General features: G+C 74.7%; 17 protein-coding genes and 1 tRNA gene. 12 read left to right on the forward strand and 6 right to left on the reverse strand.

The window, feature by feature from the left end; all coding sequences use genetic code 11:
- The first annotated feature begins 234 nt into the window (after positions 1-234).
- Positions 235-1,320 (forward strand): S-(hydroxymethyl)mycothiol dehydrogenase, encoded by a 1,086-nt coding sequence (locus ACWDR0_RS19975; RefSeq protein ID WP_456353038.1) that lies wholly within the window; start codon positions 235-237, stop codon positions 1,318-1,320.
- Complete coding sequence (locus tag ACWDR0_RS19980) at positions 1,317-1,943, forward strand: MBL fold metallo-hydrolase (protein ID WP_456353039.1); 627 nt, start codon at positions 1,317-1,319, stop codon at positions 1,941-1,943. The genes ACWDR0_RS19975 and ACWDR0_RS19980 overlap by 4 nt, the downstream gene beginning before the upstream one ends.
- A 96-nt stretch (positions 1,944-2,039) precedes the next feature.
- On the opposite strand, the gene ACWDR0_RS19985 is transcribed toward ACWDR0_RS19980, so the two are convergent.
- A complete protein-coding gene (locus ACWDR0_RS19985; RefSeq protein ID WP_456353040.1) occupies positions 2,040-2,963 on the reverse strand; it encodes a pseudouridine synthase in 924 nt (307 codons plus the stop codon).
- A gap of 112 nt (positions 2,964-3,075) precedes the next feature.
- Positions 3,076-3,163: transfer RNA gene (locus ACWDR0_RS19990), tRNA-Leu, on the reverse strand.
- 184 nt (positions 3,164-3,347) lie between these two features.
- Here ACWDR0_RS19990 and ACWDR0_RS19995 point away from each other — a divergent pair.
- From ACWDR0_RS19995 to ACWDR0_RS20005, 3 genes are all read left to right on the forward strand, one after another.
- On the forward strand, positions 3,348-4,673 hold the full coding sequence (locus tag ACWDR0_RS19995; protein ID WP_456353041.1) for a M20/M25/M40 family metallo-hydrolase: 1,326 nt from the start codon (positions 3,348-3,350) through the stop codon (positions 4,671-4,673).
- 225 nt (positions 4,674-4,898) lie between these two features.
- Positions 4,899-5,132, forward strand: coding sequence for a chaplin ChpH (chpH, locus tag ACWDR0_RS20000; RefSeq protein WP_006350167.1), 234 nt, complete (start codon positions 4,899-4,901; stop codon positions 5,130-5,132).
- Between the two features lie 153 nt (positions 5,133-5,285).
- Positions 5,286-6,074, forward strand: coding sequence for a chaplin family protein (locus tag ACWDR0_RS20005; protein WP_456353042.1), 789 nt, complete (start codon positions 5,286-5,288; stop codon positions 6,072-6,074).
- Positions 6,075-6,274: 200 nt separating this feature from the next.
- Here the strand turns inward: ACWDR0_RS20005 and ACWDR0_RS20010 are convergent, their stop codons facing one another.
- Positions 6,275-6,463, reverse strand: coding sequence for a DUF5703 family protein (locus ACWDR0_RS20010; protein WP_006350169.1), 189 nt, complete (start codon positions 6,461-6,463; stop codon positions 6,275-6,277).
- Between the two features lie 47 nt (positions 6,464-6,510).
- Here ACWDR0_RS20010 and ACWDR0_RS20015 point away from each other — a divergent pair, with 47 nt between their 5' ends.
- Positions 6,511-7,158 (forward strand): hypothetical protein, encoded by a 648-nt coding sequence (locus ACWDR0_RS20015; RefSeq protein WP_456353043.1) that lies wholly within the window; start codon positions 6,511-6,513, stop codon positions 7,156-7,158.
- A 197-nt stretch (positions 7,159-7,355) separates the two neighbouring features.
- On the opposite strand, the gene ACWDR0_RS20020 is transcribed toward ACWDR0_RS20015, so the two are convergent.
- The 3 genes from ACWDR0_RS20020 to ACWDR0_RS20030 form a co-directional block, all read right to left on the reverse strand.
- Positions 7,356-8,282, reverse strand: coding sequence for an aminoglycoside phosphotransferase family protein (locus ACWDR0_RS20020; protein WP_456353044.1), 927 nt, complete (start codon positions 8,280-8,282; stop codon positions 7,356-7,358).
- Positions 8,283-9,106: 824 nt separating this feature from the next.
- Positions 9,107-11,581, reverse strand: a complete 2,475-nt coding sequence (locus ACWDR0_RS20025; RefSeq protein WP_456353091.1) for an AAA family ATPase — start codon at positions 11,579-11,581, stop codon at positions 9,107-9,109.
- Positions 11,582-11,865: 284 nt separating this feature from the next.
- A complete protein-coding gene (locus ACWDR0_RS20030) occupies positions 11,866-12,849 on the reverse strand; it encodes an aldo/keto reductase (protein ID WP_456353045.1) in 984 nt (327 codons plus the stop codon).
- A gap of 165 nt (positions 12,850-13,014) precedes the next feature.
- On the opposite strand from ACWDR0_RS20030, the gene ACWDR0_RS20035 reads away from it, so the two are divergent.
- The 6 genes from ACWDR0_RS20035 to mshC all read left to right on the forward strand — a co-directional run bounded on the left by ACWDR0_RS20035 (position 13,015) and on the right by mshC (position 19,155).
- Positions 13,015-14,064, forward strand: a complete 1,050-nt coding sequence (locus ACWDR0_RS20035; protein ID WP_456353046.1) for an LLM class F420-dependent oxidoreductase — start codon at positions 13,015-13,017, stop codon at positions 14,062-14,064.
- A 243-nt stretch (positions 14,065-14,307) separates the two neighbouring features.
- On the forward strand, positions 14,308-15,093 hold the full coding sequence (locus ACWDR0_RS20040; RefSeq protein WP_456353047.1) for a ferritin-like domain-containing protein: 786 nt from the start codon (positions 14,308-14,310) through the stop codon (positions 15,091-15,093).
- 279 nt (positions 15,094-15,372) lie between these two features.
- Complete coding sequence (locus ACWDR0_RS20045) at positions 15,373-16,095, forward strand: MSMEG_4193 family putative phosphomutase (protein ID WP_456353048.1); 723 nt, start codon at positions 15,373-15,375, stop codon at positions 16,093-16,095.
- A gap of 190 nt (positions 16,096-16,285) precedes the next feature.
- Complete coding sequence (locus ACWDR0_RS20050) at positions 16,286-16,876, forward strand: DUF3090 domain-containing protein (protein WP_006350178.1); 591 nt, start codon at positions 16,286-16,288, stop codon at positions 16,874-16,876.
- The gene (locus ACWDR0_RS20055) at positions 16,840-17,679 is read left to right on the forward strand and encodes an SCO1664 family protein (RefSeq protein WP_456353049.1); all 840 of its coding nucleotides are present in this window, start codon (positions 16,840-16,842) and stop codon (positions 17,677-17,679) included. The genes ACWDR0_RS20050 and ACWDR0_RS20055 overlap by 37 nt, the downstream gene beginning before the upstream one ends.
- Before the next feature lie 246 nt (positions 17,680-17,925).
- Positions 17,926-19,155, forward strand: a complete 1,230-nt coding sequence (gene mshC / locus ACWDR0_RS20060) for a cysteine--1-D-myo-inosityl 2-amino-2-deoxy-alpha-D-glucopyranoside ligase (RefSeq protein ID WP_456353050.1) — start codon at positions 17,926-17,928, stop codon at positions 19,153-19,155.
- The last annotated feature ends 105 nt before the right edge of the window (positions 19,156-19,260 follow it).

Consider the following 19,260-nt stretch of genomic DNA (forward strand, 5'->3'; position numbering starts at 1 on the left):
CGGGACGACCAGCGCCTCCAGGGCGGGCCGGTCGTAGTCGGCGGGCAGGGCGAGCTTGAGGTGGTTCTCGTAGTAGCCGCCGCCGGGGGCCGCGGCGACGCCCGGCCGGGAGTTGTCCACAGGCTGTCGCGGTACGCGGCCCGACGGTCCATAGTGGTGATCCCGACAGTGATGATCTCGGCAGGGCGCCCCGGCGGGGGATCCCGGCCGCAGCGTGACGAAGGGCGGAATCCGATGTCCCAGCAGGTCCGCGGAGTGGTCGCACCCGGCAGGAACGAGCCGGTGCGGGTGGAGACGGTCGTCGTCCCCGACCCCGGCCCGGGAGAGGCCGTGGTGAAGGTGCAGGCCTGCGGGGTCTGCCACACCGACCTGCACTACCGGCAGGGCGGCATCAACGACGACTTCCCCTTCCTGCTCGGCCACGAGGCCGCCGGGATCGTCGAGTCCACCGGCCCCGGCGTCACCGAGGTCGCCCCCGGCGACTTCGTGATCCTCAACTGGCGGGCCGTCTGCGGCCACTGCCGCGCCTGCCGCCGCGGCCGCCCCTGGTACTGCTTCGACACCCACAACGCACAACAGCGCATGACCCTTGCCGACGGCACCGAGCTGACCCCGGCCCTCGGCATCGGGGCCTTCGCGGAGAAGACCCTGGTCGCCGCCGGACAGTGCACCAAGGTCGACCCGGCCGTCGCCCCCTCCGTCGCCGGACTGCTCGGCTGCGGCGTCATGGCGGGCATCGGCGCCGCCGTCAACACCGGCGCGGTCACCCGCGGCGACACCGTCGCCGTCATCGGCTGCGGCGGCGTCGGGGACGCGGCGATCGTGGGTGCCCGGCTCGCCGGGGCGGCGACGGTCATCGGCATCGACATCGACGACCGCAAACTGGAGACCGCCCGCGCCATGGGCGCCACCCACACGGTCAACTCCCGCGCCACGGACCCCGTCGAGGCCGTCCGGGAACTGACCGGCGGCTTCGGCGCCGACGTCGTCATCGAGGCCGTCGGCCGGCCCGAGACGTACCGGCAGGCGTTCTACGCCCGCGATCTCGCGGGCACCGTCGTCCTCGTCGGCGTCCCCACCCCCGATATGACCCTCGAACTGCCCCTGCTGGACGTCTTCGGCCGCGGCGGCGCCCTGAAGTCGTCCTGGTACGGCGACTGTCTGCCCTCCCGCGACTTCCCGATGCTGATCGACCTCCACCAGCAGGGCCGGATCGACCTCGGGGCCTTCGTCACCGAGACCATCGGCCTCGACGACGTGGAACGGGCCTTCGCCCGGATGCACGAGGGCGACGTACTCCGCTCGGTGGTGCTCCTGTGACCGGGATCGACCGCCTGGTCACCGCCGGGACCTTCACCCTCGACGGCGGGGTCTGGGACGTCGAGAACAACGTCTGGATCGTCGGCGACGGCTCCGAGGCGATCGTCGTCGATGCCGCCCACGACGCCGGGGCCGTCGAGGCCGCCCTCGGCGGCCGTACCCTCCGGGCGATCGTCTGCACCCACGCCCACAACGACCATATCGGCGCCGCCCCCGCGCTCGCCGACGCCACCGGCGCCCCGGTCCTGCTCCACCCCGCCGATCTGCCGCTCTGGCGGCTGACCCACCCCGGCCGGGACCCGGACGGCACCCTCTCCGACGGACAGCGCCTCACCGTCGGCGGTACGGAGCTGACCGTGCTGCACACCCCGGGCCACGCCCCCGGAGCCGTCTGCCTGTACGCCCCCGGCCTCTCGGCCGTCTTCACCGGCGACACCCTCTTCGCGGGCGGGCCCGGGGCCACCGGCCGGTCCTTCAGCGACTTCCCCACGATCATCGAGTCGATCCGGGAGCGGCTGCTGACCCTCCCCCCGGAGACGGCGGTCCTCACCGGCCACGGCGAGTCGACGACCATCGGGGCCGAGGCGCCGGCCCTGGAGGAGTGGATCCGGCGCGGCCACTGACCCGGCGGGACCGGCGGATCCACGAGGCCGCCGGCCGGCCGGACCGGCGGGCCGGTGAGATCGGTGCGGTCACCGTGGGCAGTGGGGTCGGTGGGTTCAGTGGGCTGGGCCGGGCCACCGGGCGAGCCGCAGCGCGCTCTTGAAACGACGGGGCTCCCCGGTCAGCGGATCGGTGAACTCCAGCACCCTCGCCAGCAGTTGCAGCGGCCGCCGCCAGTCCTCGGGCGCGGCCTCCCGGACGGCCGGATAGAGCGGATCGTCCAGCAGCGGCAGCCCCAGCGCGTTCATATGGACCCGGAGCTGATGGGTCCGCCCGGTCACCGGCAGCAGCCGGTAGCGGCCCAGCCCCGCCCGGTGCTCCACCAGCTCCACCCGGCTCTCGCTGTTGGGCTCACCGGCCTCCTCCCGGGCCGCGAGCACCCCCCGCTCCTTCACGATCCGGCTCCGCACGGTCCGCGGCAGCGCCACCCCCGGGTTGTACGCGGCCACGCCCTCGTACTCCTTGCGCACCAGCCGGTCGCCGAAGAGCGTCTGATAGGCCCCGCGGTCCCCGGCCCGGACGATACAGAGCACCAGCCCGGCGGTCAGCCGGTCCAGCCGGTGCGCGGGCTGGAGCTCCGGCAGCCCCAGTTCGCGCCGGAGCCTCGCCTGGAGGGTCTCGGTGATATGCCCGCCGCGGGGGGTGGTGGCCAGGAAATGGGGTTTGTCGGCGACCAGGATCCGCTCGTCCCGGTACACGATCCCGATTCCGAAGGGCACCGGCTCCTCCGGTGCGAAGTCCCGGTGGAACCAGAGCAGCAGTCCCGCCGTGTACGGCTCGCCGCCCGTCACGACCCCGTCGCGCGAGACGATCCGGCCCGCGCCGAGCAGCGCACCGGCCCGGTCGGCGCCGTACCGCTCGGCCAGATGTTCCCCCACGGTGGCCCACCGTCCGCCGGAATCCTCCGGAAGCCGCAGCCGTACCGGGTCGATGCCGTCGCGCTGGGGCAGGGGCGCGGGGACCCGTCGTCCACGAACCACCACGGCTCCTCTCCTGCTGCCGTCGTCCCGTTACGCTCCACCCCTGCCCGGGCCGCGGCCGGGCAAGGGGCGCAGATACGGGAAAAGCCCCTCCGAAGAGGGGCTTTTCCGCTGGTGTCCGAGGGGGGACTTGAACCCCCACGCCCGATAAAGGGCACTAGCACCTCAAGCTAGCGCGTCTGCCATTCCGCCACCCGGACCAGGTGTCCGCCGTTCGGCCTGGGCCGTTCCGACGTGGAAAACCATAGCAAACATTCCGGGGTCCCCGATCACCCCTTTCCCCCTTCGGGGTCTCCGCGCGGATCCGCCGGGGCTTCTCTTGGGGCGCGGCCCCCGGCGCGGGAGGATGGGCGGGAACCACCAGCGACTGCGGGAGGAACCAGCGTGAGCGAGCCGACGAGTGCCCGGACCGTGACGGGCGAGGACGAGGTCGTGGATCTGTGCCGGGAACTGATCCGCATCGACACCAGCAACTACGGGGACCACTCGGGGCCGGGGGAGCGGGGCGCGGCCGAGTACGTCGCGGAGAAGCTGGCCGAGGTGGGGCTCGAACCGAAGATCTTCGAATCCCACCGGGGCCGCGCCTCCACCGTGGCCAGGATCGAGGGCGAGGACCCCTCGCGGCCCGCGCTGCTGATCCACGGGCACACCGACGTCGTCCCCGCCAACGCCCACGACTGGACCCACCACCCCTTCTCGGGGGAGATCGCGGACGGCTGCGTCTGGGGCCGCGGCGCGGTCGACATGAAGGACATGGACGCCATGACCCTCGCGGTCGTCCGGGACCGGATGCGCAGCGGGCGCAAGCCGCCGCGCGACGTGGTGCTGGCCTTCCTCGCCGACGAGGAGGCCGGGGGGACGTACGGGGCGCGCTACCTCGTCGACAAGCACCCGGACCTCTTCGAGGGCGTGACGGAGGCGATCGGCGAGGTCGGCGGCTTCTCCTTCACCGTCAACGAGAACCTGCGGCTCTATCTGGTCGAGACCGCCCAGAAGGGCATGCACTGGATGCGGCTGACCGTGGACGGCACCGCCGGACACGGCTCCATGACCAACAACGACAACGCCATCACCGAGCTGTGCGAGGCCGTCGGACGGCTGGGCCGCCACCGCTGGCCGGTCCGGGTGACCCCCACGGTCCGGTCCTTCCTCGACGAGCTGTCCGACGCCCTGGGCACCCCCCTGGACCCCGAGGACATGGACGCCACCCTCGCCAAGCTCGGGGGGATCGCCAAGATGATCGGCGCCACCCTGCGCAACTCGGCCGCCCCCACGATGCTGGGCGCCGGATACAAGGTGAACGTGATCCCGGGACAGGCCACGGCCCATGTCGACGGCCGCTTCCTGCCCGGGCACGAGGAGGAGTTCCTGGCCGATCTCGACCGGCTGCTGGGCCCCCGGGTGCGGCGCGAGGACGTTCACGCCGACAAGGCGCTGGAGACCGGGTTCGACGGCGATCTGGTGGATGCCATGCAGTCGGCGCTGCGGGCCGAGGACCCGATCGCCCGGGCGGTGCCGTACATGCTCTCCGGCGGCACCGACGCCAAGTCCTTCGACGACCTCGGTATCCGCTGCTTCGGCTTCGCCCCGCTGCAACTGCCGCCGGAGCTGGACTTCGCCGGGATGTTCCACGGTGTCGACGAGCGGGTTCCGGTCGACGGGCTGAAGTTCGGCGTCCGGGTCCTGGACCGGTTCCTCGACGCCTCCTGAGCCCGGCCGGCCGCTCGCGGACCGGGTCCGGGCGGAGGCCCGGGCGCAGGTTCGGGCGGAGGTTCGTGCGGGGCGCGGGCCGGTCCGACTCTCCGACAATCGGCCCTTTGTGCGCCACTGACTGGAAAGAGTGAAAGCACCCTTCGTCTCGTAGCCCCCTCCTGCCCTCCTCGTTACAGGTGGTGCGGTCCGCGGCTGGGACCGCACTGCCTACTAGGAGGAATAATGATCAAGAAGGTCGTCGCCGCCGCGGCTGTCACCGGTGGACTGGTGCTCGCCGGCGCGGGTGCCGCCGTGGCCAGCTCGGGTGCCCAGGGCGCCGCTGTGAACTCCCCCGGTGTGCTCTCCGGCAATGTCGTCCAGGTTCCGGTCCACGTGCCGGTCAACGTCTGCGGCAACACCATCAACGTGGTCGGGCTTCTGAACCCCGCCTTCGGCAACACCTGCATCAACGGCTGAATGCCGCATCACATGCCCCGGGCCCTCGGGGCCCGGGTATGAACGCGGGCGGTCCCGGAGCGCATCCACGCACTCCGGGACCGCCCGGCATTTCTGCCCCGGGCGCCCGCGCCCGGAGGAATTCCTGACGATCGAGAAGGCAGGGAATCACCTATGCGACAGGTCACGCGTAAAGGCCTGATCACCATGGCCGCGGCGGCGGGCGGGGCACTCGCTCTGGGCGGAGGGTACGCGCAAGCGGACTCCGGAGCGCACGGCGCGGCGGTCAACTCCCCGGGCGTCGCCTCCGGCAACAACGTCCAGGTTCCGGTCAATGTTCCGGTCAATGCCTGCGGTAACACGGTGGACGTGGTGGGGCTGCTGAACCCCGCGTTCGGCAACAACTGCGCCAACACCTCCGCCCCGGCCAAGGCCGGACCGGCGAAGCCCGCTCCGGCGAAGCCCGCCCCGGCCGTGCCCGGGTCCGGCGCCGGAGTCCCCGCGACCAATCTGCCCGCGGGCACGGGCGGTTCCACCACCGGCGGCGGCGCCCACGCGGGCGGCGGTACGGCCAACTCCCCGGGTGTCGGCTCCGGCAACAACGTCCAGGCTCCGATCGACGTTCCGGTCAACGCCTGCGGCAACACGGTCGACATCATCAGCCTGCTGAACCCGGCGTTCGGCAACAACTGCGCCAACGACAGCTCGATCGCCCAGCCGCTGCCCCCGGAGCAGCCGGTCACCCCGGTCAAGCCGCCGCAGCCGGTCGAGCCGCCGACGGCCGTCAAGCCGGTCGACCGTGAGCCGACGGCGCCCGTGAGCCGCTCCGCCGAACGCCCCGTCCAGGACGACGACGTCCTCGCCCACACCGGCGCCGGATCGCTCGGTCTGATCGCGCCCGCCGGAGCGGGTCTGCTGCTGGCCGGTGCCGTCCTCTACCGCAGGTCGCGCGCCTCCGCCTGACCTCCCGCCCTGCCCGTACCCCCGGACCCGCCGCCGCACGGAAGGCGTCCACGGGACCGCCGGGGTACGCGGACGACCGACGGGCCCCGCCGCGGCGGGGCCCCTTTCGTGCTGATCGCACAGGGGTGACCGGCGGTACTCGCGCCGATCGCCCGGTGGCGCCGGCCCGCCGCCCCGGGGATCCGCTCACCGGGGCGGGATCACCAGGTGGCGCGGAGCTGGCGGATGATCCGCCGCCGCAGCCGCACCCGCCGGCTGCCGTCCCGGTGCAGCGTCAGTCGGTCCAACTCCCAGTGTCCGTACTCGGCATGGTCGGTGAGCAGACGTGTGGCCTCCTTGCGGGAGACTCCGCGAGGGACGTACACGTCGACAAATTCGTATTCCGGCATCGCATCTATTGTGCGGGCACAGCCCCCGTACGGATAGCGTCTGCACTATGTCTGATGCTGCGCAGCCCACCGCTGCCGAGGTACGTGCCGCCGCGGAGGCGGTCAAAGCCGCACTGGACCGTCACCTCGCGGCGGTCGAGAACCGCACGGGAGAGGACGACCCGGCCGTCTACGACGCGTTCAACGCCCTGGCCGTGGCGGCCGAGGCGTACGACGAACGGCTCTACGACCGCTACGACGAGGTCACGCCCTTCGAGATCCCCGGGGCGGAGGGCGCTCTTCCGCCCTACGCGGGTCCCGAGGAACCGAACGCCCTCAGCGTGCTGATCCGCCGGGACTACGCGGTGGCCGAGCCGCAGCGGCTGCTCGCACAGGCCCAGCGCATCGCCGACATCGAGGCCGCGGACGACCCGGCGGCCGGGGGCGGAAGGCCCGCGGCGGCGAGCCTGCACACGGCTCTCGGGGTGCTCTTCGGCGAGTACGAACCCGACGAGATCGCCAGCCGGCACAAGGAGTTCGGCCTGGAGGAGGGCGACTCCGCGCTCTGGGTGTCCGCCGTAGACGAGCTTCCGGAGCCGGGGGAGTGGCTGGACGCCCCCTTCGAGACGGACGCCCAGCGGGTGATCTGCCGCTTCGACGTGAGCGCCGTCTTCGACGACGACCTCGGTGAGGAGCTGGACGAGCTGCGCCGCTGAGCGGCCGCCGGGCCGCCCGCGGTACGGGCCGGGCCCCTCCCCGGGCGGGGAGGGGCCCGGCCCTTCGTCCTTACGGAGCCGGCCGGGGCGCCCGGCTGCCGAGCGGCGGGCCGCGCCCGCGGGTCCGGCCGGTACCCCCGGTGCCCCGGTACTCCGCAGGTCCGGCCGGTACCCCCGGTGCCCCGCGGGTCCGGCTGCTACCGCCGGTACTCCAGCAGGGTCCGGGCGATCAGCACCTGGGTCGGCTCCAGCGCGTCCTTGCCGTCCTCCACGTCCCACAGACCGTTCTGGAGCACCCGGCCCAGCGTCCAGCCGACCGCCCTCCGGCGGTCCGTGCCGACGGCCTCGGACAGCCGGTCGAAGCGGCGGAGCACGGTCCGGCCGATATCGCCGGACGCCACCACCGCGTCCCAGCGGTCGTCGATCGCGGGCAGCAGATCGAATCCCGGGTCACCGGCCAGCGGCTCCGGGTCGATCGCCAGCCAGGGTTCGCGCTCCCCGGCGAGCACATTGCCGGTGTGGAGGTCCCAGTGGAGCAGCCGGTCCCCGGCCTCGGGCACCAGCTCGGCCACCGCGGCCGCGCAGGTCTCCAGCAGTTTCCGCTCGGCGGGGTCGCGCAGCGCGGCGGCGGCCGCCGGGGCCGCGGCCACCATCGCGGCGGCGATGTCCGGCAGCCCGCGCAGCCCGGCGGGCGCGGCCACGGCGGTCAGCCGGGCCAGCAGACCGGCGAGCACCCCGAGAACGGTCTCCTCGTCGGTCACCGACGACAGCGGACGGGTATCGTCCAGCCGCTCCAGCAGCTGGCAGGCACTGTCCCCGTCCTGTTCGAGCAGCTGGACGATGCCGTTGCCGCGCCAGGCGCGCAGCCCGTCGGCCGTTCCGGCGGTCTCCTCGCGGAGCTGCTGGAGCTTGAGCGCGGCGGCCTCCCCGCCGGCCCGGCGTACGGGCAGCACCAGCGAGGCCATGCCCCACCGGGCGGGCCCGTCGGGCCGCAGCCGCCACCGGTCCAGCAGTTCGCCGCCTAGCTCCGGCAACCCGGCGAGCCAGGCGCGCGCCCCGGCGCCCTGGGTGCCGTACGAAGCGGCGAAGGCGCCGGGAACGTCGATCGTGGTCGGCGTGTTCATGAAAAGTCACTCCTTCGTGGAAAGCGGATGCCGATGGCCTGCGAAGGAGTGGTGCGGTGGTGCCCGGGGCGCGGGCAGACGTCAAAGCATGCGGCCACCCTAACGCCGTGTGATCGCCGCGCCATGGGGTTTTTTCCGGTACGACGGCGACCGCGCGGCGGCGGTCCCCGCGGGCTGCATGGCCGCCCGGCTGCCCGGCGGCCCGCGGTGGACCCGGGCCGGCGGCCTGGTGGACCCGGGCCGGAGCCGCCGGGGCCGTCCGTCCGTCGAACGGGTCCGCGACGGGCCGTCGTCTCACGACGACGGCGGTCGGTGCGCACAACACCGTGGCGCCCGGCCCGGCACCACCACCGGGCACCTCTGACAAGGACGCCTTCCGGGCGACCGCCACTCTCGGCGGCAGCCGCCGCACGGAATCCCCGGCCCGGGGGACCGGACGCCCACGGGGACTCCGCGGCGCCGGGCATACCGGGTGGCGCGGGAACCTTGGTACGGCCGCGCCGGGCCGGTCGCCCCGACCGGGCGGGACCATGAGGTCCGCCCGGCCCCGAGGGGCGTCGGTGTGTGCAGGGGGCCTCCGGGCCGCCGCGTTCGCGAGCCGGTCCGCCGGGGACCCCGGTGCGGACCGTCCGCCTCGCGGCCGGTGCCGGGCTCGTCCTCCCCGGTGCGGGCCGTACGGACCCGGGGTACGGGCCATCGGTGCGCCGCGGTGTCCCGGCCGCGCGGGCCGCCGCGGCCGGGGCATGCCGGGCAGGGCATGCCCCGGGCCGTCGGCGCTGATGACCGGCCCGGCGGTGGTCTCCGTGCGTGACGCGCGTGAGCCGTCAGACCCCCGGGGTGTCGGTGGGGGCGAGCAGCGCCGTCAGGAGGGTGCGCAGCCGGGTGGTGCGGGGGAGGGCCGGGACCGTGGCCACCGCGCGGGGGAGGGCGGCTTCCGCCCCGTGGACCACCGAGAGATGCCGCTCGGCGCGCCCGAAGGCCGTGTACACCCAGGGGCGGCTGAGCGCGTCCACGGCATCGCCGGGCAGGACGACCACCGCCGCGGGCCAGCGCAGCGCCGCCGCCTGATGGGCGGTCAGCGCCCAGCCGTGCCGCAGGGTGGCGCCGATGCGGTCCCTGGCCACGGTCACCGCCGTACCCCCGCAGTCGATCCTGAGACCCGCCGCGTCCGCCGAGACCACGGTGCCGGGCAGGGTGCGGCCGGGAGCGGGGGTGTACGCGATACGGTCCCCGGGGTCGTAGCCGCCGAAGCGGCCCGGGCCGGGGTTCAGCCGGGCCTTCAGCGCGGTGTTCAGCGCACGGGTGCCCGCGGACCCGCCGTGGGCCGGAGTGATCACCTGGGTGCGGTCGGCGGGGACGCCGATCGCCCGGGGGATCGAGTCGGCCACGAGCTGGACCGTACGGTGGACGGCCTCGCCCGCGTCCCGGACGGGGACGATCACCACCTCCTTGCCCGGGGCCGCGACCTCGTTGAGTTCGCCGATGCCGATACCCGAGACCAGTTCGCCGATCGGGCCCGGGTCCGGGACCCGGGAGGCGATCCGGGGGCAGACGCCCGCGGCCAGCAGATCGGTGAAGACCTGGCCCGCGCCCGCCGGGCCCAGCTGGGCGGGGTCGCCGCCGAGCACCAGCCGCGCCCCGTCCGGCAGTGATTCCACCAGCGCGGCCGCGGGCTCGGTGGCCAGCCTGGGGGCGTCGAGGACGACCAGCAGGTCGAGCGCCCAGGCGCCGTCCTCGTCCCGTCCCGGGCCGGCGGTCCCGGCCAGCAGCGCCGCGACCGTGACCCCGGCGGGGCCCAGGGCGCGAGCCGCCTCCTCGCTGTGGACGGCGACGAACGCGGTCAGCCCGAGCGACCGGGCGGTCCCGGCCAGGGCGGCCGGTTCGGCGCGGGCCGCCTCACCACCGGTGTGGACGACCAGACCGTGGGCGGCCAGGGCGCGGGTCAGCTCCGTGGGCTCGGCCACGGCGTCCCACCGGGCGTCCGGGCCGCTCCTGGCCAGCCTGCCCAGACCGTCGGCGAGGCTCTCCTCCGCGAGGGCGTAGCGGTCGAGGGAGAGCAGGACGGGCCCCGCCGGCTCCTCGTCCCCGCCGGACTCCCCGCCGGAGTCGCCGCCGGATTCCGCCGGGTCCTCCCCGGCCGCGGCCCCTTCGGCGCCCCGGTCCGCTTCGGGCGCGAAGGCCAGCACCGCACCGTCGGCGACCGCCTGCCCCAGCGCCTCGTCCGGCGCCGGTACCGCGCGCCCGGCGAGGGCGGCCAGGATCTCCGTCGACGGCACCGCGGTGTGTCCCCGCAGGGCGGCCTGCTCCAGCTGCCAGGTGATCAGGGCGGTGGTGCGCCGGGGGTCGCCCGGCCCGCACTCCCCGTCCAGCAGCGTCTTGGCGAAGGAGTCGGCCTCTTCGGGCCGGATCCCGGGCACCGAGAGCAGCAACCAGGGGTCCTCCAGCAGCACGGCCTCCGCCTGCTCGCCCAGCGCCTCCGCCACCGCGGGGGCGGCGTCCTCGGGACCCCGCCCCCGGGCCAGTACACCCCGGACGGCGGCCACGGCCCCGGGCGCGACGGCCGGGCCGGACGGCGGAGCGACCGCTTCCCGGGCGGGGCGGGGTACGCCCGGCCCGGGCGGCGCGGTCTCGGCGGGGCGGGCCGCCGGGGCCTTGGGGGTCTTGGGGGCGGACGAGGCGTAGAACGCGCCGCCGGACTTCTCGCCCCGCTCCACGGCCCGGACGGCCGCGAGCAGATCGGCCGCCGAGCCGCTCAGCCCGGCGCCGCTCGCCACCGGCGCGGTCCGCTCGGCCTTCCGCTGCTCGATCCGGGCCCGCAGCTCCCGCTGCGCGGCCAGCTCCTGCTGTGCCTCCGACAGCTCCCCGGCCTCCTGCCCGGCAGCGGCGGAGGAGTCCGCTCCGGCGCGCGCGGATTCCGGTTCGGATTCCGAGTCGGGGTCCGGGTTCGGGTCCGATGCCGGTTCCGGACCGTCCACGGCCCCCTCCGGCAGCTCGCCGTCCTCCCCGTCCCCGCCGTTCTTGCCGTTTTCGCCGTCGGTACCCTCCGGGTCCGCGGCGGTCCGGGCCTCAAGGCCCTCCGGGGCGTCGCCGGTGGGCGTGGTCCGGTCCGCTTCCGCCGGGGCCCCGGCCCCCTGCGGCACGCCGCCCGTCGCCTCGGCCGGGGACTCCGCCGTCCCGGCGGGCGCGGTGGGATCCTGCAAGTCTTCCGTGGCCTCCGGAGCCGCAGCCGTTTCCCCGGTGTCCGGTGTCCCGGTGCGGTCCTGCGGGCCGGGGCCCGCGGTCGCCGCCGCCCCTTCCACGGCCTCGGACCCCGCCGCGGCCTCCGGTGTCCCGGTGCAGTCCTCCGCGCCGCGGCCCGCCGCCTGCTCCGAACCGTCCGCAGCCTCCGCGGCCTCCGGTGTCGCGGTGCCGTCCGCTGCCCCGCGGTCCCCCGGCTTCCCGCTCCGCCGGGCGCCGCGGCCCGCGGCACCCGCCGGTTCGCCGGGCGGGCCGGGGTCCGCGGCGGGACGGTCGTCGGTGGTGCCGGGCTCGGCGCCCCCGGCTCCGGCCGGGGGTTCGGGGTGCTGCCCCCGGGAAGGCGCGGTCACAGGGTGCTCCAGTCCTGGTCGGGATAGTGGTGCACGGGCGCCGACACATCGTCGAGCGCCCGGCGGATCTCGTCAGGAAGACTAAGCGTCTCCACCGACAATGCGGCCGTGAGCTGCCGCGCGTTGCGCGCGCCGACGATCGGGGCCACCACTCCCGGCCGGTCCCGGACCCAGGCCAGCGCCACCTGGAGCGGGGTGGTGGCGAGCCCGTCGGCGGCGGTGGCCACCGCGTCCACGATCCGGTCGGCCGTCTCGTCCAGATACGGCTCGACGAACGCGCCGAGCCGCTCCGAGGCGCCCCGGGAGTCCGAGGGGACCCCGGTGCGGTACTTGCCGGTGAGCACCCCGCGCCCCAGTGGGGAGGACGGCAGCAGCCCCACGCCCAGATCCCGGGCCGCGGGCAGCACCTCGCGCTCGATACCCCGCTGGAGCAGCGAGTACTCCATCTGGGTGCTGGCGATCGGAGTACGCGCGCCGGACGCGGCCAACTGCCAGGTCGCCGCCTTGGCGAGCTGCCAGCCGCAGAAGTTGGAGACCCCCGCGTACCGGGCGCGACCGCTGGTGACGGCGGTGTCCACGGCCTGGAGGGTCTCCTCCAGCGGAGTCAGCGGATCGAAGGCGTGGACCTGCCAGAGGTCGACGTGGTCGGTGCCCAGCCGCGCGAGCGAGTCGTCGAGGGCCGCGAGCAGATGACCCCGCGAGCCGTCGAAGCGGCGCTCCGGATCGGCCACACTGCCCGCTTTGGTCGCTATCACCAGATCCCGCCGGGGCACCAGCCGCTCCACGAGCTGCCCCAGCAGATACTCGGCATCCCCGCCCCCGTACACATCGGCGGTGTCGACGAGCGTCCCGCCCGCCTCCCAGAACGCCTTGAGTTGGTCCGCCGCGTCGTGTTCGTCGGTGTCCCGGCCCCAGGTCAGGGTGCCGAGTCCGATCCGGGACACGCGCAGGCCGGTGCGGCCGAGATGCCTCTGCTCCATGAGCGCTGAGGGTACTGGCCGGGGGGCGGAGCCGAGAGGGCCTGTGGACAACCGCGAGCCGCGCCGGTCCGCTCCGGCGGGTGGTGAACGCAACGCTGACGGATCGCACCGGGCGCGCTAGAGTCCCCGCCACAGGGATGTTACTGATTGGTAAGGGGAGTGGGTATGCGGCTCGGCATCAATCTCGGCTACTGGGGCGCCGGCATGGACGGCGACAACCTGGCCGTCGCCCGGGAGGCCGACCGCCTCGGCTACGACGTCTGCTGGGCGGCCGAGGCCTACGGCTCCGACGCGCCGACCGTACTGAGCTGGGTCGCCGCGCAGACCGAGCGGATCGACATCGGCTCCGCCATCATGCAGATCCCGGCCCGCCAGCCCGCGATGACGGCGATGACCGCGGCCACCCTCGACTCCCTCTCCGGCGGCCGGTTCCGCCTCGGCCTCGGTGTCTCCGGCCCCCAGGTCTCCGAGGGCTGGTACGGCGTGAAGTTCGACAAGCCGCTGGCCCGCACCCGCGAGTACGTCGACATCGTGCGCAAGGCGATGAGCCGTGAACGGCTCACCCACGACGGCGAACACTGGACCCTCCCGCTGCCCGGCGGCCCCGGCAAGCCCCTCAAGCTCACCGTCCACCCCCAGCGCGAGCACATCCCCCTCTACATCGCCGCCATCGGCCCCAGGAACCTCGAACAGACCGGTGAGATCGCCGACGGCGCCCTGCTCATCTTCCCGGCCGCCGAGCATCTGGAGGAGACCGCGATCCGGCCGCTGCGCGAGGGGCGCGAGAAGGCCGGGAAGACGATGGACGGCTTCGACGTCTGCCCGACCGTGCCGCTCGCCCTCGGCGACGACGTCACCGCGCTCGCCGACGTCTTCCGCCCCTATACCGCCCTCTACGTCGGCGGTATGGGCAGCCGCAAGCAGAACTTCTACAACCAGCTCGCCCGCCGTATGGGGTACGAGAAGGAGGCCGCCGAAATCCAGGACCGGTACCTGGCGGGAGACAAGGACGGCGCGGCCGCGGCCGTACCGCACCAGCTGATCGACTCCACCACCCTCCTCGGCTCCGTCGAGCGGATCGCCGACCGGATGCGGGCCTACGCGGAGGCCGGGGTCACCACCCTCACCCTCGCCCCGGCGGGCTTCACCCTCGACGAGCGCCTTGCCGCGCTGCGCGCGGGCACCGAGGCCGCGGAGCGCGCCGGAGTCGCCTGAGCACACCGGGCCGGGGCGGGTACGGACCCGGGCGGGCGGCACCGCCCGGACCGGGCCCGTACCCGCCCCGGCCGCCTCGGCGCGCCGCCCGGCCCCGGTGTCCCTGCCGCCTCCCGTGACCCCCTGGCCCCGTCCCGCAGCGGCGCGCCGACCCGATCGGCGCAGTTCCCGGTCCCAGCTGTTGCCACCTGACCGCCTCCGCATTTGACTCGTTCTTTGCGGATGCCTTCAGGAGGTGCAGCCATGCTCTCGGCCCGAAGCCTGTTCCAGGAAATCCTCGACAACGACGATTCCTACCGGTTGTTCTGCTCCATCGCCGCCAGCGGCGAGGCCCAGGGCGGCTGGGAGAACGCCCGTATCGCCGCCCTCGTGCCCGAGGGCCTGCGCGACCTCGCGCCCAGGATCACCCGGCACGGCGCCGACGAGGACAAGCACGGCAGGATCTTCAACGCCCTGCTGAAGAAGCGCGGTCTCGACCCCGTCCCGGTGCCTCCCGAGACCGACTACACGATGCTCCTCGAACACCGGGGCATCGGCCTACCCCACGAGAAGCTCGGCCGCGACGAACCCCTGACCGAGCGGGACATCGTGGTCTACCTCTCCCACAGCCGGGTCACCGAGCAGCGTGCCGCCGACCAGATGGTGATGCTGGTCAGGTACTTCGGCGACCACCCCGAGGTCGGCAAGGCGATCAGGATGATCTCCCACGACGAGGACAACCACCTCGCCTACTGCCACGAGGAGCTGCTGCGGCTCACCGATGCCGGACACGGCGCGGCCATCCGCCGCACCCTGCGGGCCTGCGCCCTCGCCGAGATCAGGATCTACCGGGACGTCAGCCTCGCCGTGATGGACCGCATGGGCCGACTGCTGGGCTGGTCGGCGCCGAAGGCGGCGGTGCTGGCCGCCGGGGTCCACACGATGTACCTCTACGAACGGCTCGGCGGCTGGCGCCGCATGGTCCGGCTGCGGATGCCGGAGCGCCGCGGCGCGCTCGACGGGCCCGCGACCGCGGCTCCGGCGTTCTGAGCCCCGCCGGCCCCCTGCGCCGTCTGCTCCCCGCCCGCCCGGGGCCGCCGCGCACCGGGCGGAGCGCGGCCGGGCGGAACCGGACCTGAACGAGCCCGGCTGAACGGGCCGGGCGTTCCGCAGCCGTCCCGGCGGCCCCGCGGAACCGGACCGCGCGGCCGCCGGACACCGCTGCCGGACGGGCGGCGGGGCGGCCGGCGGGGCGGGTGCGCCGAGGTTGTCCACAGGTGCGACGCCGGTCCGTGCCGGGTCCGCGCCGGGGCGCCTACCCTGGCGGGCATGGCCACCCTGATTCTCGTACGCCACGGACGCTCCACCGCGAACACGGCGGGCGTGCTCGCCGGACGGACCCCCGGAGTCCATCTCGACGAGCGCGGACTCGAACAGGCCGCGGCACTGCCCGCCCGGCTCGCCGCCCTGCCGCTCGCCCTCGCCGTCACCAGCCCGCAGGAGCGCTGCCGCGAGACCCTCGGCCCCCTGCTCGCGGCCCGCCCCGGGCTGGAGCTGCGGACCGACGAACGCGTCGCCGAGTGCGACTACGGCGACTGGTCCGGGCGCAAGCTGATGGAGCTGGCCGGCGACCCCCTGATGACGGTCGTCCAGCAGCACCCCTCGGCGGCCGCCTTCCCCGGCGGCGAATCGCTGCGCGCCATGCAGGCCCGGGCCGTCGAAGCCGTCCGCGACTGGAACGACCGGGTGGCCGCCGAGCACGGCGAGGACGCGGTCTACCTCGTCTGCACGCACGGCGACATCATCAAGGCCCTCGTCGCGGACGCCCTGGGCCTCCACCTCGACCACTTCCAGCGGATCCACGCCGAGCCGTGCTCCGTCACGGCCGTCCGCTACACCAGAACCCGCCCCTTCCTCCTCCGGCTCGGCGACACCGGCGAATTCGGCTCCCTCGAACCGCACCCGGCCCGCGGCGCGGGCGCAGCGGAGCCCGCCGCCGACACCGCGCCCGAGGGGAACGCGGTGGTAGGGGGTGGTGCGGGCGCCCCGTGATCGTCGGGCGCAGTAGGGTGGACGGGCGGTCGGCACACCCGGCCGTACGGCCCGTGACACCGACCCCGCGGGGCCGGCGCCCCGGCCGGTCCGCCGTCGTCAGCAGCACAGCCGCCCCGCCGGCCGCACAGCCCCCGGGCCGTCGGAGAGCGGCCCGGAAGCCGTACCCGAGCCCCGAGGGAGTCAGAGCGTGTCCCGTCAGGTGTTCCTCTACGACCCGCCGGACCGGTTCGTGGCCGGTACGGTCGGGCTCCCCGGACGCCGTACGTTCTTCCTCCAGGCGTCAGCCGGAGGCCGCGTCACCAGCGTCGCCCTGGAGAAGACCCAGGTGGCGGCACTTGCCGAGCGGATCGACGAACTCCTCGACGAGGTGGTACGGCGTACCGGCGGCAATGCCCCGGTGCCCGCGGTCGCCCCCGCCGACATCGCCGACACCGCCCCCCTCGACGCCCCCGTCGAGGAGGAGTTCCGGGTCGGGACCATGGCCCTGGCCTGGGACGGCGAGGAACAGCGCATGATCGTCGAGGCCCAGGCGCTGGTCGAGCTGGAAGCCGACTCCGAGGAGGACCTCGCGGAGGCCGAGGAGCGGCTGCTCCAGGACGAGGAGAACGGTCCGCCGATGCTCCGCGTCCGGCTCACCGGGGCCCAGGCCCGCGCCTTCGCCAAACGCGCCCTCGACGTGGTCAACGCGGGCCGTCCGCCGTGCCCCCTGTGCAGCCTCCCGCTCGACCCGGAAGGACACGTATGCCCGCGCCAGAACGGATACCGCAGGGGGGCGTGACGGCCCCCGGCGACCGTGCCGGAGCGCTCCGCCTGCTCGGCGAGGGCGAGCTGACCGTGCGCGGCCGGATCCCCGGCGCGTCCAACGCGGTGCTGTTCTGCACGGTGGCGTACGAGGGCGAGGAGGCGTCCTGCGTCTACAAGCCGGTCGCCGGGGAGCGCCCCCTGTGGGACTTCCCCGACGGCACCCTCGCCGAGCGCGAGGTGGCCGCCTACGAGGTCTCCGAGGCGCTCGGCTGGGGGCTCGTCCCGCCCACGGTGCTGCGGGACGGCCCGTACGGCCGGGGGATGGCCCAGCTGTGGATCGACGCGGACCCCGAGGCCGGGCTGCTGGCCCTGGTCGACGGGGACGAGCCGGACGACGGCTGGAAGGCGGTCGGCCGCGCCGACGTCGGAGAGGGCCGTACCGCCCTCCTCGTCCACGCGGACGACGACCGGCTGCGCCGGCTCGCCGTGCTCGACGCGGTCATCAACAACGGCGACCGCAAGGGCGGCCATCTGCTGCCCGCGGCGGACGGGGCGCTGTACGCGATCGACCACGGCGTCACCTTCAACACCGACGCCAAGCTCCGCACGCTCCTGTGGGGCTGGGCGGGGGAGCCCCTGACCCCGGATGCCCGGACGGCCCTGGACCGCCTCGACGGCGCGCTGCGCCCCGGGGAGCCGCTGGCCGGCCGGCTGGCCGCACTGCTGACGGACACCGAGGTGGAGGCGGTACGGAGCCGGGTGGCCGGGCTCCGGACCACCGGCATCCATCCGGTCCCGACGGGCGAGTGGCCGGCCATCCCCTGGCCCCCGGTCTGACCCGGCCGCACGGGCGGCGGGCCGGAGCACGGCCCCGGTGCCGTATCCGGCAGCCCGGTCGCCGGGGCCCGGCGACGGAACGCGCGCCTGCCGGCGTTCCACCCCGGGAAGCGCTCGCCGGGCCTTCGGCGGACCGATGGGTTTCGGCCGACCGGGGCCGGGGAAGTCTGGGGCTCGGAGGCTTCCGCCAAGATCGTTGTACCCCACAGCAGCGTCGGCGCGGGAGCTGCGGCTAGGCTCGGATGCATGCATGCCTGGCCCGCTTCCGAGGTCCCCGCCCTGCCCGGCAAGGGCCGCGACCTCAGGATTCACGACACCGCGACCGGTGAACGAGTCACCCTCGCCCCCGGTCCCGTCGCCCGTATCTACGTCTGCGGCATCACCCCGTACGACGCGACCCACCTCGGTCACGCGGCGACCTACAACGCGTTCGACCTCGTTCAGCGCGTGTGGCTCGATACGAAGCGGCAGGTTCACTACGTCCAGAACGTGACCGACATCGACGACCCCCTCCTGGAGCGCGCGATCCGCGACGGCGAGGACTGGACGGAGCTGGCGCAACGCGAGACCAAGCTCTTCCGCGAGGACATGACGGCCCTGCGGATGCTGCCGCCGCGCCACTACGTCGGCGCCGTCGAATCGATACCCCGCATCGTGCCCCTGGTGGAACGGCTCCGCGACGCCGGAGCCGCCTACGACCTCGACGCCGACATCTACTTCTCGGTGGAGAGCGACCCGCACTTCGGCGAGGTCTCCCGGCTCGACGCCGAGGCCATGCGGCTGCTCTCCGCCGAGCGCGGCGGCGACCCGGACCGGCCGGGCAAGAAGAACCCCGTCGACCCGCTCCTGTGGCAGGCCGCCCGGGAGGGCGAGCCGCACTGGGACGGCGGCAGCCTCGGCCCCGGCCGCCCCGGCTGGCACATCGAGTGCGTCGCCATCGCCCTCGACCACCTCGGGATGGGCTTCGACATCCAGGGCGGCGGCTCCGACCTGGTCTTCCCCCACCACGAGATGGGCGCGTCGCACGCCCAGACGCTCACCGGCGAGCATCCCTTCGCCCAGGCGTACGTCCACGCCGGAATGGTCGCGCTGGACGGCGAGAAGATGTCGAAGTCCAAGGGCAACCTGGTCTTCGTCTCCGCGCTGCGCCGCGCCGGTACCGACCCGGCCGCCATCCGGCTCGCCCTCCTCGCCCATCACTACCGCAGCGACTGGGAGTGGACCGACGCGGACCTCACGGCCGCCGAGGAGCGGCTCGGCCGCTGGCGCGCCGCGGTGTCCCGCCCCGACGGTCCCGGCGCGGACGGGCTGCTGGAGGAGGTCCGTACCGCCCTCGCCGACGATCTCGACACGGCGGCCGCGCTCGCCGCGGTCGACCGCTGGGCGGAGCTCCAGCAGTCAGCTGGGGGGACGGACGAGGGAGCGCCCGGACTGGTCTCGCGGACCGTGGACGCCCTGCTGGGTGTCGCGCTCTGAGATCTCCCTGCCGAAGCGGGCCGTACCGCGGCTCACCCGGCGGAGCGGAATGCTCCGGTGAGGTGTGGTCCGCGCGGTGGTCCGGCCGGGCGGTGACCGCCGTGC

Source organism: Streptomyces sp. NPDC003691 (assembly GCF_053981115.1).

What these genes read in the sequence shown, in the direction of transcription:
- ACWDR0_RS19975 (WP_456353038.1), top strand. Translation starts at nt 235, where the DNA reads ATGTCCCAGCAGGTCCGCGGAGTGGTCGCACCCGGCAGGAACGAGCCG.
- chpH (WP_006350167.1), top strand. Translation starts at nt 4,899, where the DNA reads ATGATCAAGAAGGTCGTCGCCGCCGCGGCTGTCACCGGTGGACTGGTG.
- ACWDR0_RS20005 (WP_456353042.1), top strand. Translation starts at nt 5,286, where the DNA reads ATGCGACAGGTCACGCGTAAAGGCCTGATCACCATGGCCGCGGCGGCG.
- ACWDR0_RS20010 (WP_006350169.1), bottom strand. Translation starts at nt 6,463, where the DNA reads ATGCCGGAATACGAATTTGTCGACGTGTACGTCCCTCGCGGAGTCTCC.
- ACWDR0_RS20015 (WP_456353043.1), top strand. Translation starts at nt 6,511, where the DNA reads ATGTCTGATGCTGCGCAGCCCACCGCTGCCGAGGTACGTGCCGCCGCG.
- ACWDR0_RS20020 (WP_456353044.1), bottom strand. Translation starts at nt 8,282, where the DNA reads ATGAACACGCCGACCACGATCGACGTTCCCGGCGCCTTCGCCGCTTCG.
- ACWDR0_RS20030 (WP_456353045.1), bottom strand. Translation starts at nt 12,849, where the DNA reads ATGGAGCAGAGGCATCTCGGCCGCACCGGCCTGCGCGTGTCCCGGATC.
- ACWDR0_RS20035 (WP_456353046.1), top strand. Translation starts at nt 13,015, where the DNA reads ATGCGGCTCGGCATCAATCTCGGCTACTGGGGCGCCGGCATGGACGGC.
- ACWDR0_RS20040 (WP_456353047.1), top strand. Translation starts at nt 14,308, where the DNA reads ATGCTCTCGGCCCGAAGCCTGTTCCAGGAAATCCTCGACAACGACGAT.
- ACWDR0_RS20045 (WP_456353048.1), top strand. Translation starts at nt 15,373, where the DNA reads ATGGCCACCCTGATTCTCGTACGCCACGGACGCTCCACCGCGAACACG.
- ACWDR0_RS20055 (WP_456353049.1), top strand. Translation starts at nt 16,840, where the DNA reads ATGCCCGCGCCAGAACGGATACCGCAGGGGGGCGTGACGGCCCCCGGC.
- mshC (WP_456353050.1), top strand. Translation starts at nt 17,926, where the DNA reads ATGCATGCCTGGCCCGCTTCCGAGGTCCCCGCCCTGCCCGGCAAGGGC.